The organism is Paenibacillus sp. J22P277, from assembly GCF_059383675.1.
On the sequence record NZ_JBXENS010000008.1, the window covers coordinates 160,183 to 177,794 of the forward strand.

The following is a 17,612-nucleotide window of genomic DNA, read 5'->3' on the forward strand; positions in this document are numbered from 1 at the left end:
GCATAGTCCTGCAAGCGTATTCTAGATTTATTTCGCATGCGAGAGAGAATTCAGGGAGGAATTTCCGTGAAAAAGCGATTATCCATAGGCGTGCGCCTTTCGCTGACGGCGGCCTTGTCCGTCGCCGTGCTGGCAGGCTGCTCGAACAATAACAATGCCCCGGCGAACGACGCCGGCGCGAATACCCCCAAGAACGACGGCGCGGCCGCGGCCGACAATGCTGCGGCACAAGATAACGCAGCAGCGACGGAGCAATTTTATTACGACATGTACGACAAGGTGACGGACAGCTCGGACTTCCCGGATTGGAAAGGGAAGCAGCTGAAATTGAAAATGTGGTATGCGCACGGCACGGGCGATCCGGAGCACCATGCGGCGGAGCAGGACGTCGTGAACCCGGAAGCCAAGCGGGTAACCGGCGTCGTGATCGACCAGGAGAATTCCTTCGACAACGGCGGCCAGGATCTGAACGTGAAGATGGGCATGCTGAACGCGGCGAACGATTGGCCGGACATCGTCATGAACTCCTCCGTCACGCAGCTGGGCGAATTGATCAAAGCCGGCAAGGTCTACGATCTGACCGACGTGATTCAGAAATACGCGCCGAATCTGGCGAAGCGCATGCCGCTCGATAAGCTGTCGAAAGTCGAGGATACGATCACCTCCGAGCATCTGGACGGCAAAACCTATGCATTCCCGCTGCAGCTCGGCGATCCGGATAACACCTTGAAGGTGCTCGATCCTTCGTTCGTCAGCCCGAATCCCCTGGGCAGCCAGGACGGCTTTATCTGGATACGGGACGATCTGCTGAAGAAGCTGTACCCGGCAGCCAAGACGCAGGACGAGATCGACGCGCTCTACATGCAGAACGGCAAATTCACCCGGGAAGACCTCTACGACGTGCCGGTCAAAACCAAAGAGGATTTCTACAAATTCCTCTATGACATGCAGGCGATGATCAAGAAGGACGATATCAAGGAGAACGGCAAGCCGGTCGAAACCACGTACGCCTTCGGCGGCGGGGACAACTGGAGCGCGCTCACGATGCTGCTGACGAACATCAACCGCCTGCCGGCCAACAACAACTACTTCACGTATTACGACAAAACGACGAAAAAAGTGGCATTCATGTTCCAGCAGCCGTTCTTCAAGCAGTCCTTGCAGGAATTCAACAAGCTCGTCCGCGACAAGGTCATGGATCCCAAATCGCTGCTCGAGAATCAAGCGACGCACACGGAGAAGCTGAACAACGGGCAATACGCGGTCGCGTACCTGTTCGATACGCCGGACGAAAGCGTACTGAAGGCGGCCGGCAAAAATTTCCGCTACCGCAAGCTGTGGCTGGATTCGCCGGTTCAAACCGATAAGTTCATCTCGCCTACCGGATCGGCCGGCAACAACCTGAACATCCTCATCTTCAAGGACAAAGTGAAAGAAGAGGATCTGCCGCAAATCGTTCGTTACCTGGATTACATGGTCTCCGAAGTCGGCGAGAAAATGTACACATGGGGTCCAAAAAGCGCAGGCCTCTTCGAAGAGAAGGACGGCAAGCGCGTATTCAAGGACAAGGAACTCGAAGATGCCATGGTCTACAACAAGGACAACGGAGCGAACAACAAATACAACCTGAACAACACCAGGCTCGCGTCCTCGTCGAAGCAATGGCCGCCGTACCCGACGTTTATGTGGGGCGGTTCTAACGTAACGCCAGGCTATGATTACGTGCGGGTCAGATCCGCCGCGGACGCGCTGAGCTTCTTCACTCCGGCTAACCTGCCGGGCAATTCGGTGGCGGATATCGCCACGACGCTCGCCGTCGATCCGGCGATTTGGAACTTCTTCGGCCCGGTGCCGAGCATGGATAAGTTCTGGAAGGGCAGGGACGCCTTCGAGAAGGCGCTCACGAAGACGATGGCCGCCAAGGACGACGCGCAGTTCGAAGAGCTGTGGAAAAACTTCAGCGACATCGCGGTGAAGAACGGCGCGACGCCGGAATCGCTCCAAGAAGTGAACGACTACTTCCTGAAGGGCAACGAAGCCTTCTTGAAATAACCGTCAAGCTGCCAAGAATCCGCATTCCCTGGTTTTAGATGAAGTCACTTTCATGTAAAGCCAGGGAAAAATTTTGCCTTTTTTCGATCTGCGGGAGTGCCGAGTCGCGCTTGCGGGCTGCTTCGGCTGCGTGAGGGCGAGAGATGAGGGCGAGAGCGCCCGTGGTTTATTTTAATTTCGATTATCTTCGGGAGGTACGAGAATGTTCACAATGCTGAAGTCCAGGAACAAAATGCCGAGGATCGCAAGCGCGCTGCTGCTGGCATCGACGCTCGTCATGCCGCATATCGCTCCCGCCCAGCGCGCGCTGGCGGCCGAACCCGGCTACTACGTCGGCGGGGACAATGCCTCGGACAACAATCCGGGCACGGCCGAGGCGCCGTTCGCGACGATTCAGAAAGCCGCCGAGGCGGCGGTCGCCGGCGATACCGTCCATATCCGCGGCGGCACGTATCGCGAGACCGTCAAGCCGGCCAACTCCGGCAGCGCCGATCATCCGATCGTCTACGAGCCGGACGGAGACGCCGTCGTGACGATCAGCGGCGCGGATGCCGCGGACGGCGGCTGGTCCGTCTATCAAGGAAACATTTACGAGAAGACGATTTCGCTTCCCGTCACCGGCTACAACGACCATATGACGGACAACGGCACGCTGATGGCGAATCAAGTGTTCGTGGACGGCAGCATGATGATCGAAGCCCGCTGGCCCAACGTCTCGAACGCCGACGACCTGCTGAACCGCGCGGACTGGCGGGAAGCATCGGCGGGCACCTGGCAGTCCGGGGGCCAGAGCATGAACCTGACGGATGCCGGCATCCCCGCGATCGACGGGGGATGGGGCGGCGGCCAGATCTGGATCACCGGCTGGTTCATCGCGCAAACCTCGGCCATCACGGCGAGCTCCGGATCGCAGATTACGCTCGTCAAGGCGGTCACGGATCCCAAGTTCCGGCAGTATTACTACCTCACCGGGAAGCTCGGGGCGCTCGATAGTCCGAAGGAATGGTTCTACGACGGCGCCAAGCTGTACCTGTGGGCGCCGGACGGGAACAGCCCGGCGAACGTCGAGGTGAAGAAGCGCAACTACGCGTTCGACTTGAACGACAAGTCCAACATCGCGATCCACGATATCCATGTCCAGGCGGCATCGCTGGTCACGAACGCGAACAGCGAGAACATCGCGATCGACGGCCTGCAAGCCAAATACATTAATCAGAGCGTGACCTTGCCTGGCGGCGACTTGAACTACGTGCATACGGACGAGACCGGCATCCGGCTGATCGGACCGGGGAGCAGCATCCGTAACAGTGTCGTCGCGTACGGCTCCGGTTCGGGCATCGTGCTCGGAGCGGGCAACAGCGCGATCAACAATCTGGTCCACGATGTCGGCTACGACGGAACGTACGCGAGCGGCATCGCGCCGGTGCCGAATACGGCCAACCAGTCCATCCTGCACAACTCGATTCATCGCACGGGCCGCTCGAGCATCGACCTCGCGAATACGCGGCATGTCGAGATCGGCTACAACGATCTGTACGATTACGGCTTGTCGAACATCGACATGGGCGGAATCTATTCGGCCCGTTCCTCCGATCTGACCGGCACGCATATCCACCATAACTGGATCCACGACAGCAAGGCGCCGACCGACGGGGAAGGCATCCAAGTCGGGGTTTATCTCGACCAAGGCTCCGGCCCCGCGCAGGTCGACCATAACGTCATGTGGAACAACATGGTCGATTATTACAATCAGCACGAGGCGGTGGATCCGCCGAAGATTTTCACCACGTACAACAATACCTTCGGTTCCATGCAGTATGCATCCTATCTGACCTATCAGAATCCGCCGATCGACATCTCGACGAACAACATCTTCCGCGACACGATTCTGTCCGTCGATAACGCGACGAACGGCATCAAGCAGAAGACGGACCCCAAATTCGTGAACGAGGGTCACGGCGGACTGAAATACCGGCTGCTGCCGGACTCCCCCGGCGTCGATACCGGCAGCGTCATCGAAGGCGTTACGGACGGCTACCAAGGCGAGGCCCCGGATATCGGCGCCTACGAGCTTGGCGGAGACGAGTGGGTCGCGGGCTATACGGCCGACGGCTGGGAGCCGGACTACTATGCCACCGAGCCGCCGCTTGAGCCGACGCCGGACGGTTCTTCCGGCCAATCCGCGCTGGGCACGGCGACGGTCGACGACGACGAGACGGGCACGGGCGAGCTGCAATACGAATTCGCGGGCAGCTGGAACAAAAGCGCCAACCCGGATGCCTACATGGAGACGGACCATTACGACAATGCGGCGAACGATTATTACCAAGTGAAGTTTACCGGCACGCAGGTCAAGGTGTACGGCGAGAAGAACGCGTCCTTCGGGATCGTCGCGATCTCCGTCGATGGCGGAACCGAGACGCTGGTAGACGCCTACAATCCGACGAGGCAGGCCAATACGCTGCTGTATTCGAGTCTCGTCCTGCCCGAGGGCAGCCACACGCTCAAGGTCAGAGTGACGGGCACGCATAACGAGTTGTCGGACAATACGTATACGACGGCGGACCGGGTGGTCGTCACCACCGGCAAAGCGGTCGTCGACGATGCCGTCACCGGCACGGACGACCTGCAATACGCGTTCTCGGGCAGCTGGAACACAAGCGCGAGCCCTACCGCCTATCTGCAGACGGATCATTACAACAACAAGGCCGACGATTATTACGAGGTGAAATTCACGGGAACCGGCATCGGCGTTTACGGCGAGCGGAACGCCTCCTTCGGGATCGTGGCGATCTCCGTGGACGGCTGCGACGAAACGTTGGCGGACTTGTACAGCGCGGAGAAGGTTCCGGATACGCTGATCTACCAGAGTCCGGAATTGCCGCACGGCAGCCATACGGTGAAGGTCCGGATCACGGGGGACAAGAACGCCAGCGCGGACAACAACTACACCACGGCCGATAAAGCGGTCGTTACGCTCGGCAGCACGCTCCGGGACGAGGCGACGGTCGACGACGAGGACACCGGCACGGACGAGAACCAGTACGAGTTCGTCGGGGCATGGAACCGAAGCGCGAATCCGCTGGCATACCAGCAGACGGACCACTACAGCGGCACTGCGGGCGATTACTATCAGGTCCGGTTCACGGGCACGCAGGTTCAACTGTACGGCGAGAAAAATAACGGCTTCGGCTATATCGCGGCGTCCGTCGACGGCGGGCCGGAGGTGCTGATCGACGCCTATAGCGCCGAACGGAAAGCGGATACGCTGCTTTATACGAGCCACGCGCTCGCGCTCGGCGGCCATACGCTGAAGGTACGGGTGACCGGGCTGAAGAACGCCGCGTCCGGCGGCTTCTACGCGACGGCCGACCGGGTCGTCGTCACCGCGGCCGAGCTGCCGCCTGCGGCAACGACGACGGTCGACGACGCGGCGACCGGCACGGAAGAGCTGCAATACGCGTTTGCCGGCGAGGGCTGGGGAGCGGGCGCGAACGAGCTGGCCTATGACGGCACCGACCATTACGACAATGTGCCCGGCGACTATTACGAGGTCAATTTCTCGGGCACGCAGGTGAAGGCGTACGGCGAGAAGAACGCTTCGTTCGGCATCGTCGCCGTCTCGATCGACGGCGGACCGGAGAACATGATCGACGGCTACAGCGCGGACCGCATGGTCAATACGCTGCTGTATGCGAGTCCGGGCCTGCCGGACGGAAGCCACACGTTGAAGGTGCGATTGACGGACCGGAAGAACGAGCTTTCGACCGGAACGTTCGCGACGGCCGACCGGGTCGTCGTGACGACGAGCGGCGCCTTGGATGAGCCGACCCCGTCGACGCAGCCGGATCCTTCGACGCCTCCGCCGACGGTGGAGCCGGACCCCGAGTCCGCGCCGGATCCGGGCACCGTTTATGAAGCCGAGGATGCCGAGCTGGCGAACGGCGCCGCAATCAATGACGACCATGCCGGCTATACCGGTACCGGCTTCTTGGGCGGCATGGGAACCGAGGGAGCCGCGGCGACGTTCACGGTGAATACGAACGACGGAGGCACCAAGGAAGTCGCGCTGCGGTATGCCAACGGGAACGCGGCGTCGGCCACGATCAGCGTTTACGTGAACGGGACGAAGGCGAAGCAGACGCGCTTGATCGGCACGGGCGGCTGGGACGGCTGGGGCTACCGCACCGAGAAGCTGACGCTGAACGCGGGCGAGAACACGATCGCGTACAAAGTGGACGCAGGCGACACGGGCGCCGTCAATCTCGACCACATCAGCGTCCCGTTCGACGCGGATCGGGAGCCGGAGGCCGGAACGAAGCTGGAAGCGGAAGCGGCCGTGCTGGAGGGCGGAGCCAAAGCGAACAACGACCATCTCGACTATACCGGCGACGGCTTCGTCGACGGACTCGGCGCAGCGGGCGACGGCATCGCCTTCATGGTGAACGCGGCGAACGCGGGCGCCAAGGATATCTCGCTGCGCTATGCCAACGGGGACGCGGACGAGAGAACCGTCAGCGTCTACGTGAACGGAACGAAAGCGAAGCAGATCTACCTGCCGGGCACGGGCAGCTGGGATGAATGGGGCTACAGGACCAGCAAGCTGACGTTGTCCGCCGGGGAGAATACGATACTGTACAAGGTGGACGCGGGCGATACCGGACGGGTCAACATCGACAACATCCGATTCGCGCAGGACCCGACGGATCCGGTTGATCCTCCGACATCGCCGCCGTCATCGCCATATACGCCGGTTCAAAGCGGCAAGCTGGTGACGACGGACGGCAGCGGGGCAACCACCTTGATCGTGCAGACGATTGAATCTTACTTGCTGCAGCAATTGGAAGGCGCGAACGGAAGCTTGACCATCGATGCCTCGTCGGCCGAACCGACCGACCGGGTCGAGGTCGTGCTGAGCGGTGAAGTCGTCGCCCGGGCGGCGAAGCTCGGCAAGCCGATTATCGTGCAAAGCAACGGTATCGCGCTGCAGTTCTCCCCTGATGCGCTGGAAGCGAAGAGCGCCGATGCCGTGAAGCTGAGCTGGACGGTATCTGGTAATCCGCCGTCTGCAGGCGGCCTGCGGCAAGTATCGGCCTCGTACGATTTCAAGCTCACGATCGGCACGGAAGAGGTCCATGCGTTCGGCGGACCGGTCGAGCTTCGCTTCGCGATCGACGCCGCCAAGGTGACGGACAGCGGGAAAGCCGGCGTTTATGTCTATAACGAAACCTTGAAGCAGTGGGAATATATCGGCGGCAAATTCGCGGACGATCATACGGTAACCGCGGAGCTGGCGCACTTCTCCCGGTACGCGGTGCTGGAGTCCGGCATCACGTTCGGCGACGTTCAGGGCCACTGGGCGCAGGCGGCCATCGAGTCGCTGGCGGCAAAACAGATTCTCCTGGGCGTGTCGGAGCAGGCCTTCGAGCCGAATGCGGCGGTGACGCGCGCGCAGTTCGTCTCGATGCTCGCGCGGGCGCTGAAGCTTCCTGCGGCGGCAGCGAACACGGGCACGTTCGCGGACGTGCCGGCTTCGGCCTGGTACGCGGGCAGCGTGCAAGCCGCCTATGAAGCCGGCATCGTCGCCGGGACGTCGACCGAAACGTTCGGGCCGGATGCCATGATCACCCGCGAGCAAATGGCGAAGATGCTGATGGCCGCGTACCTGTACGCGCTCGGAGATGGGGTGCCGGAGCCAGCTTCCTCAGCGCAAGGCAAGGCGTTCCGCGATGAAACGGGCATCAGCGGATGGGCGGCCGAATCGGTTCGCGCCGCCGCGGAACTGGGCCTCATCCACGGATTCGGGGACGGTTCGTTCGGCCCTCGGCTCACCGCGACAAGGGCGCAAGCGGCCGTCGCGCTGGCCGCGTTATTGGCCGCAATCGACCGCTAGCACCGGAATATCGCGCTTTATCAGGCAGTCCGCAGCCCGCAGCGCTCGGCTGCGGACCAGAGTCGTGATCACGACGTAAATCATGCAGCGCATACAGCCAGCCGGCATGTCCGGCCGGCTGTGTTTTCATTTCCGGATTGCCGTATAAGACAGCCGGATATTCACTATTTCGAGGCAGGGGATTGCACTAGAATGGGAGGGGCGGCAGGCGATGCGGTTCATTTCACGATGAGGACGGTGAAGCGATTGAACGAACGAATGGAGACGCATGTATGGGAGGTTGCCGAATTGACTTTCCATGCGGCGGCGAATTACGCCAATCCGTTTCTGGACGTCGAGCTGCACGCGGAGTTTATCGGCGAGCGCGGCGAACGGCTGCGCGTTCCGGGTTTCTGGGACGGGGGCCAAGAATGGAAGGTGCGCTTCGCGCCGGTCGGCGCGGGCGAATGGCGGTATAGATCGGTTTGCTCCCGGCCGTCGGATGGCGGACTGCATGGCCGGGAAGGCAGCGTAACGGCTTCCGAATGGCGGGAGAAGGAGCTGCGGGAGAACCCGAACCGGAGAGGCTTCGTCCGCGTTCACGGCTCCGGGCGGTATTTCGAGTACGCGGACGGCAAGCCGTTCTATTGGCTGGGGGATACGCTTTGGGCCGCGAACACGCTTCGCTGCGACGTGGAGAAAGCGCTTCCCGTTTATTTGGACGACCGGAAGGGGAAGGGCTTCACCGTCATCCAACTGGTTGCCGGGCATCCGGCGGCCGATTCGTCCGGCGAAGCGAGCAGCGGCTACGTGAATTACGACCCGGCCTTCTTCCTCAACGAAGGCGGCGCTCCGTACGCGGAGCGGTACGGCCTCATCAATCCGGCTTACTTCGTCCATCTGGACTCGCGTATCCGCCTCATGACGGACAAGGGCTTCGTGCCGTGCCTGATGGGGATGTGGGGCCAAGAGCTTCAGGCGCTCCGGGTGGAAGGCGCCAAGCGCTACCTCCGTTACTTGGTGGCGCGTTACGCGGCGTTCAACGTCCTGTGGTCGCCGGCGGGCGAATACCTCTTCACCGGCGACGTGCAAGGATGGCGCGAGCTCGGGCAGGAGATTCACCGCTGCGACCCGTACGGTCATCCGACGTCCGTGCATTCCATCGCGCCCCACAGCGCCAGCCGGCATTATCATGGCGAGGACTGGTACGATTTCAACCTCATTCAAATCGGGCATGTGCTGGGGTTCAAGAACTTCATGGAGATGCTGCCCTATCTCGATTACGGGCTGAAGCCCGCGAAGCCGGCGATCATGAGCGAATCCTGGTACGAAAACCATCCGAACCGCGTGCTGGACGACGGCATCCGGATCGGCGACCGGCATATCCGCTTCGCGACCTACGTTCCGCTCCTGCAAGGATGCGTCGGGCAGACGTACGGCGCCCACGGCATCTGGTCGTTCTTCGACGGGGAGCAGCACGACAAGTGGACGGACGACGATCGGCCGGACCGCTGGACGGACGATTTGCGTTTGCCGGGATCCGAGCAAATGAAGCATGTTCGGACGCTGATGGAATCGCTTGGCTGGCAGGAGCTTGAGCCGCATCCGGAGTGGGCGAGCACGACGATGGAGAGCAACGTCTACTGCGCGGCGATCCTCCGGCGGGAGTACGTCGTCTATTGCACCGGGGGAACGGCGCCCGTGCCCGTCATGGTGATGATCATAGGCGCGCAGGCCAAGGGCGAAGCATACGCGGGGCAGTGGTTTAATCCGAGAACGGGGGAATGGCTGGCGGCGGCCGGCGAATACCATGGCTACGGCGGCGGGCGCATGTGGCGGGCGTTCACCCCGGACGCGGAAGATTGGATCTTGCGCTTGACGCGCGTACCGGAGGAGAGCGAAGCATGACGCATACCGTCGACAGGGGAGTTATACGCAGCGACAACGGAATACCGGAATCGCCGCGGTGGTTCGCGGACAGCCGGTTGGCCTTCCAATTGAACGAGAACGCGATCACGCAGGTGGACTATCACAGCCCGGCGGCGGCGCGGGGGAGCAATACGATGTTTCTGCAGCGGCTGTGGGACGGCTTCCGGCATTACGTGCAGCGAGAAGGCGTGACGCATAAGCTGGCTTACGGGCCATCGGAGCTGTGGCCGTTCGGCATCGAATCGGAATGCCGGGTGGAAGGCGCGACGCTGCGGCACCGCATTCTCGCGGTCGAGGAGACGATCGTGCTGCAGTTGACGACGCCGGCGGACCTGGCGGATTCGTATCGCTACAAATTGGAGTTTTACGAGGATTTCGGCCTGATTCCGGCGGATGCGCAGGATTTCCGCTACGGTGCCGGCGGCATGGCGCGCAGCTGGCGGGATTGGGCGTTCCGGGAATCGGACAACGCGCTGCTCGGCTCCTTCGTCGAGACGCCGTCCATGCGGCAGGGCGGACATCCGGAGGACGTCAATATCAACAATCCGGATGTCGGCGCGGCGCTCGACGATTCGCCCGTTCAGACGCATGTCGGCATCGGGGCTACTTTCCCGCTTCAGGCCGTCAAACGGGCGTTGAACGCGAAGTTCATCCTGCTTAGCGCGGCGGACTTGGAACCGGATCGCACCTACAGCTTCATCATCGCGATTCGTCCGGCCGAAGCGGGCGTGAAGCGCGCGATCGAACGATTGGCGGCCGGGATGGAGCAAGCCGTGGCCAAGCAGTTCGCGCGCTACGAGCGCGTGCGCGAGGCAAGCCCCGTGCTGAACAGCCCTTACCGGGCGCTCAACGACTTCGTCGGCCTGATCCCGCTGTATCACGAATCCTGCAAGGTGACGGACGTTCCGGGCGCGGTCAAAGCGAAAAACAAGCAATATTGGGTGTGGGGCTGGGACGGGTTGACGAGCAATTACGCGTCCTTCTATTGGGGCGATCGCGGGTTCATGCAGGAGATGCTCCGATTCTACGAGGAGACGGCCGACCCGGCATGGGGCGTCGCCCACAGCTTTCGGCACGACATGTCCTTGAACAGCGTGAGCGCTCTCCCCGCGCAGAGCATGTACATTTCCCTGCTGCATCAGTACTATGCCGCGACCGGAGACAAAGCGGAGATCGGCGCGCGGTACGCGTTCGCCAAGCGGATCTTCGAGCTTATCCTGACGCGGGAGGTGCAGGGAACGGGGTTTTGCGAGGCGGCGTCGCTGTTTCCGGATTTCCCGGCCTTCATGCACGAGACGGGCACGAGCGATATCAGCAGCTTGAACAATACGATCTTCTACTGCGCGGCGCGTTCGATGGAGTATTTGGCGGAGCTCGTCGGCGACGGACCGATGAGGGACAAGGCGAAGGCCGTATTCGCGGGCATCGAGAAGCACTTTCTGCCGCTCTTCTACGACGAGGAGAAAGGATTCGTCGTCAGCTCCGTCGATTCCAAGACGCTGCGGAAGCGGAATTCGTTCAACGCCAACGCGGTCAAATGGGAAAACCACTACTTGAGCGAGCTCATGGATCCGATCAAAGCGGACAGCCTCGCTTTCTTCGAGCGGCATATCGTGTGCAAGGCGGGCTTGCGGGAAATTCCGGTCTGGTCGGACGCGTTCGACATGGATGCCAACCAGCTGCACTGCTGGTGGCCGGTGACCGGCGAGTATTACATGCAGCTCATCAACGGCGGAAACAGGCCGGAGCTGATCGAGCAGTGGATCGGCTGGGTGAGCTATTGGACGAACATGCTGACCTGCCCGGAAGGCATCTCTTGTTACATCGACACGGACGAACCGGATGTCGACCGGTGGAACAGCGAGCGGGGCACGTGGCATGCCTATTCCATGCGCGGCTGGTACCAGGCGCTCGTGCATGGCGTGGTCGGCGTCGGTCTGGAAGCGGGAGGACTGACCTTCTATCCCTACGACGGAGAAGAAATGACGCTGAGCGGCTTGCATCACCGCAATAAACGGTTCGATATCGAGATGCGCGGCTCCGGTCCCTACGTGGAGCGGATCGAGATCGACGGTCAGACCGTCCGGGCGACGAACAAACTGCCGGCGGATATCGCGAGCGGCCGCGCGCATTCCACGGTCGCGGTGCATCGCGTGAAGGCGCCGCCTTATCCGGTAGCCATTGTCTCGGGCTACGGGCTTGACCTCTCGGAATACAGCCGCGAGGACGGCGTCATTCGCGCCCGGATCGAAGGCGCGGGCACGAGCCGGCTGAAGCTGGCGGCCGCGCGCAAGCCCGCGGTCCGGATCGGGGGCAGGGAGGTCGAGGTCCGATACGATGCGGCTGCGGGCATGGCCGTCGTCGAACTCGCGCTGTCCGCGGGACGCGGCGAAACGTTGGAGATCGAGTGAGCGTGCTAGGGCCGCGGATTCGGTCGCGGATGAAGCTTCGGCTGCAGGCAATCCGGACGAGACGCGACTGGGGCGAACGAACGCATAGGGTTCGCGGCCGGACATGCGAAGCCGCGTTCCATCGAACCGATGAAGCCATGAACCCGTTCATGTCGAAGGAGGCGCTGCGCCCATGTCGGACATGACGGGATATTTGCAGATCGCTTCCGACGGGAGAAGCTTTCGCAACGGCGACGGACAGCCCGTATTCTGGCTCGGCGACACCGCATGGGCTTGCTCCGGGCGCGCAACCCGGGAGGAGTGGACGACGTACGTCGACGCGAGAGCCGGGCAGGGCTTCAACGCGATCCAGCTGAACGCGCTGCCCCAGCACGATGCGAGCCAGCCGATCTTCGAGGATCGGCTGCCGTTCGCGCTGAAGGATGCGCGCAGCGGGGACGGGAGAATTTTCAATTGGGATTATGACGCCATCCGGGAAGACTATTTCGATTTTCTGACGGACATGATCGATTACGCGAACGGCAAAGGCATGCTCGTCGCCCTCGTCGTGCTCTGGTTCGAGCATGTGCCTGGATCGAGGCCCGACGTCATTCCCGGCCATCCCGGCATGACCGTGGCGCAGGCCGTGCGGTATGCCCGGTATCTGGCCGCGAAGCTCGGCGCGCGCAACGTCGTTTGGATCGTGAGCGGCGACGACGACTTCTTGGGCGACGGGGTGGCGGCCTTCTACGATGCGGTCGGCACGGCGCTGAAGGAAGCGGACCGCCGGGGCAGGCTGATTACGACCCATCCCGTGCACACGTCGGGAGCGCCGTATCACGGGGCCGGCTGGCTTGACTTCAACATGGTGCAAACCGGCCATTACTTCAAGCAGGAGCCGAGACTCGCGCTGATCCGCGAGGAATGGAATCGACGGCCGCCGAAGCCGGTGCTGAACGCGGAGCCGTGCTACGAGCATCCTTCGCTCAGCCGCAGGGAGAAGAAATTCGGCCGCCGCGCCATCCGTTACGCGTGCTGGCGAAGCGTGCTGGAAGGCTCGCTTACCGGGATCACGTACGGCGCGGGAGGCATCTGGAACTGGGTCAGGGACGACGCTGCCGGTTCGGTCGAAAGGGCGCAGGCGCAGCAACCGGGTCAAACGCGGCAGCAGGAGCCGGATATTTCCTGGCGGGAAGCGCTGGAGCTTCCGGGCGCGCGCGACGCGGCAGAGATGAAGCGGTTGTTGACGACGCTGCCGTGGCACGCGCTGGTGCCGTCGCCGGAACTGCTGCTGAGCGAGCATCCGTTCGAGGTGTCCATCGCGGCGTCGGCTGATCGCGGATTATTGCTGGCCTACTTGCCCGAGCAGGCGGAGATTCGGCTTGACGTATTCACCTGGCATGCCGCCGCGTCCGCGTACTGGTGGGAGCCGGAGAGCGGGCGGCGAGCAGCGGCGGGCGTCGTCCAAGGCGGCGTATTCAGCGCCGTTTCGCCTTATCCGCAGGACGCGCTCCTCATTATTCGAAGGTAACCGGGCGATGAATTCGCGAGAGGGGGATAACGCATATGCACTCGGCACCCATCATGCTGCTGCTGGACACCAGCTTTACGATGGACCACGAACGGATCCGCCATGCCGTGGCGGATATTCGCGATAAAGGCTTCGATACGGTATGCGTGGAGTTCCGCAACAGCATTTATGATGAATACGACCCGCAGGGAAAGGCCGCGATGCGAATCGTGGCGGAAGAAACGAAGAAGCATGGCATCCGCTTCCTGATGATCATGCCGATGCTCGGTCCGAATATCGTCAAGCGGCATCCGGAGGCGAGGCAGGTCTGGACGGCCGAGCACCGGGGGAAGGTAGTCGACGGGCGGTTCGCGCTCGAGATGAAGCGCATTCCCGGCGTCGGCTTCATGCGCACGGAGCCCAAGCTCAGCGGGATCGCGAAAGCCTTCCGCATCGACAGGGACGGCAGCGGCGCGATCGCGCGGGCGACGGACATCACGGCGCAGATCGCTTACGACATCGATATGGGAATCGTGACGACGATCTCCGGCACGCATGACCAAGACGGGGAAATTCTCGTCTATGCGGCGTATCAGACGGATTATATGGATTTTGCCTTCGCGGGGATGAAAGAATCGGTCGATTCCTTCCTGGCGCAGTACGAAGGCCTGCCGCTGGACGGTTACGCGATCGACGAGTTCGGCGCGGGCAGCCGGTCGAGCGACGACGTGTATTTGGTCGGCGGCGATTTTCTGCGCGCGTTCCGCGAGAAGCACGGCTATGATTTCATGGATAAGCTGTATCTCCTGAAGAACGAAGCCGCATCGGAATCCGCGGGCAAATTGCGGCACGATTATTACCGGCTGACGATCGACCTGACCTACGGGCTGCAGCAGTACGTGAAGGACCGGTACGAGGCGCGTTACGGGACCGAATTGTTCGGCGGATTTCACAGCACCTGGTGGGGCGAGGGGAACTCCGGCGACTTGTGGGCCGGCAGCATCGACTATTTCCGGCTGACGGACAATTTGAGCGGCGGCTTCGTCGATGCCCAGTTCGACGCCGAGCGCACGATGCTTTCGATGACGATGCTGGCCGAATCGCTCGGCAAATATTCGCGGACCGGCCGCGCGTACAACATGTGCTGGGATCGCCATACGACGCGGGAGAAGCTCGATTATTATCAGCGACTGCTGGCGGTCCGCAACGTGCGCTGGGTCGGACATGCCTACGGCTACGTCGGACCGTACGGCCCAGGCTATCCCGATCACGGCACTTGGACGGATACGAAGCTTGTCCTGCGCCGGCAAAAGGCGTTCCAGCAATTCATCGGCCAAGCGCGGAGCAAGCCGAAGGTCGCGATGATGTATCTGTGGGAATCCGTGGCCTGCTTCAACGAGGAATACATGCATTACCACCGACTCGGCATGAAAGCGCTGCTGGACAAATGCATGCGGCGCCATGTCGAGATCGACGTCGTTCCGTCCACCGAGAACGACCTGACGAGGTACGAGGCGCTGGTGGTGCTGTGGCCCGCCATGATGCCGGAATCGACCTGGCAGGCGATCAAGGACTATGCGGCGTCCGGCCGCCGGTTGGTTTTCATCGGCCCGCCGGCACGGTGCACCGTCGACGGACGCGATATTCGCGGGGAATTCGAAGCGCTGACGGGCGTTCGGTGCGGAGAGGCGCAGACCGGCAAACCGTACGAGGGCGACTACGATTACGTGGCGTGGGACATCTGGTTCACGAAGAGCAAAATCGACATGCGCTGCTATCCGCTGACGCCGCAGGGCGCGGAGAGCTGCCTCTTGCATGGAGGGGACCTCCTCGGCGCGCGCTATGGCAACGTGGAGTTCTACGCGTTCGAGATGCCGCTGACCGCTTATTTCGACGCGTTCCTGAGCGGTCTAGACGCGTACCGCGAGCTCGACTTGTCGGAGAACGCGATCGCGAAGACGTCGGTCGACGGCGACCTTGCGATCCTGACGCTGACGGGCCGCTGGGAGGCCGGATTGAACGAGACCTTCGCGTTCAAAGGCAACGACATTGCGATCCGCAACGGCACGCTGGCGGGATTCCGGTTCCGAGGAAGCGAATTGACGGAAGTGATAGCCGAAGCCGGCTGCATCATCGAAGTGAACGGCCGGCAGGTGCCATACGCGGTTCTGTAAAGGAACAGACGAAAAGCCGGTTGCCTCTTGTGCAACCGGCTTTTTGGCGCTTACGAGCGGAGGGCGTTTTAGAGCGAAGGCGGCTTCGCGCATGAATTCAGCTCGATGGCGAAGCTCAGCGTCTGAAATCGAAACGCGACCACGCACTTGTTCCGGGGGCAGGCATTCGTCGCGGGTTCGTGGATCTAGCTCGAGGGCGACGCCGTCAGCGTCAGAAAATCGAATGCGACCGCGCAGCCCGTTCCTTGCGGCGATTGCGCGACGACGCCGGCTTGGCATTCGGCGGGCAGCCGCATGCCGAAGTAACGAATCAGCTCCCAATCTTCTCCGTTCGTCGAGTAATGGAACGAGATGCAGGCATCCGCCCGGGTTATGCGCAGATACGGCTTCTCGACGTCGACGCGCTCGGAGTTGCAGTCGTCGGAGGAACCGTCCTTCGTCACGACGGACACGATCGTCGGGTAACGTCCGTTGTGCTCGAAGCACAGCTTTGCCCAATTTCGGTCGTCGGCCAGCACCATGAGGCAGGCCGAATCGTAACGGTGCTTCATCTCCGCGCTAACCCGGGTCGTCAGCACGAAGGATTCGCCCGCGGGCAACCGCAGGAACGGCGCCGAGCGGGCGATATGTTTTCCGGCGGGGTCCCGGTAGTAATCGGCCTTGGGCGGAGCCTGCACCAAGAGTCCTCCGTCGTCCGTGTAACCCCATCGCTCAGGCTCGTTGGTCCAAGTCAACGCGTGCCTGGCCGCTTGACTGAATAGATTCTTCGTCATCGTCCTTTTCCTCCTCGGATTCACGGGTGTCGGAACTATACATTCTCCCTGCAAACGCTTACTCCTGCCAACGGCCGAAATTGCGTGCCGGAACATTCGACCTGCCGGAAAGTTGACGGTATAATACAGTCAACGACGTTTAATCTGACCATGGAGAGTGCGATGATGAAGGTAGAGGTATGGTCCGACATCGCTTGCCCGTTCTGCTACATCGGGAAGCGCCGGTTCGAAGCGGGACTCGAGAAGTTCGCGCATAAAGAGGAAATCGAGATCGAGTACAAAAGCTTTCAGCTGAACCCGGCCGCCGAGAAGCATCCGAAGCATGACGCCTACGGCTTGGTCTCCGAGAAATACGGCATCAGCCGGGAGCAGTCGGTCAGCATGCACGAGAATCTCGTGAATCAGGCCGCCGAGCTCGGGCTGACGTACAATTTCGAGCACGCGATTCCGGCGAATTCGCTGGACGCGCACCGGCTTATTCATTTCGCGGGGCGCTACGGCAAACGGACGGAAGCGGCGGAGCTGCTGTTCAAAGCGTATTTCACCGACGCCAAGCATATCGGGGAAATCGACACGCTGACCGGCATCGCGGCGGAGATCGGCCTCGATCCGAAGGAAGCCGAAGCGGTGCTGGGCAGCGACGAATTCAAGGCCGAAGTGGAAGCGGAATGCCATGAAGCGTCCATGCTCGGCGCGAACGGCGTGCCGTTCTATGTCATCAACCGCCGGTACGCGGTGGCCGGCGCGCAGTCGAGCGAGGTATTCCTGGACGTGTTGAACAGAACCTGGGCGGAGGAGAAGCCGTTGATTTTCATCGACCCCTCCTCGACCGAAAGCAACACCGGGCAAGTCTGCACGGACGACAGCTGCGGCATCAGCGAGCCGGAGCAATGAGACGGCCGCGCGAGCGGC

General features: G+C 61.8%; 8 protein-coding genes. 7 read left to right on the top strand and 1 reads right to left on the bottom strand.

Going from position 1 to position 17,612, the window contains the following annotated elements:
- The first annotated feature begins 66 nt into the window (after positions 1–66).
- The 6 genes from AC50YL_RS27550 (at position 67) to AC50YL_RS27575 (ending at position 15,927) form a co-directional block, all read left to right on the top strand.
- Positions 67–2,052: a type 2 periplasmic-binding domain-containing protein gene (locus tag AC50YL_RS27550; protein WP_494836211.1), complete on the top strand. Its 1,986-nt coding sequence runs from the start codon at positions 67–69 to the stop codon at positions 2,050–2,052.
- A gap of 202 nt (positions 2,053–2,254) precedes the next feature.
- Positions 2,255–7,945, top strand: a complete 5,691-nt coding sequence (locus tag AC50YL_RS27555; RefSeq protein ID WP_494836212.1) for an S-layer homology domain-containing protein — start codon at positions 2,255–2,257, stop codon at positions 7,943–7,945.
- 192 nt (positions 7,946–8,137) lie between these two features.
- Entirely contained in the window at positions 8,138–9,832 is a 1,695-nt protein-coding gene (locus tag AC50YL_RS27560; protein WP_494836213.1) for a glycoside hydrolase family 140 protein, read from the top strand.
- Positions 9,829–12,264 carry a glucosidase family protein gene (locus AC50YL_RS27565; protein WP_494836214.1) on the top strand — a complete coding sequence of 812 codons (2,436 nt, stop codon included), beginning with the start codon at positions 9,829–9,831 and terminating at the stop codon, positions 12,262–12,264. Before AC50YL_RS27560 ends, AC50YL_RS27565 begins: the two co-directional genes overlap by 4 nt.
- A gap of 172 nt (positions 12,265–12,436) precedes the next feature.
- Entirely contained in the window at positions 12,437–13,774 is a 1,338-nt protein-coding gene (locus tag AC50YL_RS27570) for a glycoside hydrolase family 140 protein (protein ID WP_494836215.1), read from the top strand.
- A gap of 35 nt (positions 13,775–13,809) precedes the next feature.
- Positions 13,810–15,927: a hypothetical protein gene (locus tag AC50YL_RS27575; RefSeq protein ID WP_494836216.1), complete on the top strand. Its 2,118-nt coding sequence runs from the start codon at positions 13,810–13,812 to the stop codon at positions 15,925–15,927.
- A 185-nt stretch (positions 15,928–16,112) separates the two neighbouring features.
- On the opposite strand, the gene AC50YL_RS27580 is transcribed toward AC50YL_RS27575, so the two are convergent.
- A complete protein-coding gene (locus tag AC50YL_RS27580) occupies positions 16,113–16,700 on the bottom strand; it encodes a DUF1349 domain-containing protein (RefSeq protein ID WP_494836217.1) in 588 nt (195 codons plus the stop codon).
- A gap of 162 nt (positions 16,701–16,862) precedes the next feature.
- On the opposite strand from AC50YL_RS27580, the gene AC50YL_RS27585 reads away from it, so the two are divergent.
- Positions 16,863–17,594 (top strand): DsbA family oxidoreductase, encoded by a 732-nt coding sequence (locus AC50YL_RS27585; RefSeq protein WP_494836219.1) that lies wholly within the window; start codon positions 16,863–16,865, stop codon positions 17,592–17,594.
- The last annotated feature ends 18 nt before the right edge of the window (positions 17,595–17,612 follow it).

Excerpts from the sequence above, each read along its gene's own strand:
- AC50YL_RS27555 (WP_494836212.1), top strand. The coding sequence starts at position 2,255 with ATGTTCACAATGCTGAAGTCCAGGAACAAAATGCCGAGGATCGCAAGC.
- AC50YL_RS27560 (WP_494836213.1), top strand. The coding sequence starts at position 8,138 with ATGGGAGGGGCGGCAGGCGATGCGGTTCATTTCACGATGAGGACGGTG.
- AC50YL_RS27565 (WP_494836214.1), top strand. The coding sequence starts at position 9,829 with ATGACGCATACCGTCGACAGGGGAGTTATACGCAGCGACAACGGAATA.
- AC50YL_RS27570 (WP_494836215.1), top strand. The coding sequence starts at position 12,437 with ATGTCGGACATGACGGGATATTTGCAGATCGCTTCCGACGGGAGAAGC.
- AC50YL_RS27575 (WP_494836216.1), top strand. The coding sequence starts at position 13,810 with ATGCACTCGGCACCCATCATGCTGCTGCTGGACACCAGCTTTACGATG.
- AC50YL_RS27580 (WP_494836217.1), bottom strand. The coding sequence starts at position 16,700 with ATGACGAAGAATCTATTCAGTCAAGCGGCCAGGCACGCGTTGACTTGG.
- AC50YL_RS27585 (WP_494836219.1), top strand. The coding sequence starts at position 16,863 with ATGATGAAGGTAGAGGTATGGTCCGACATCGCTTGCCCGTTCTGCTAC.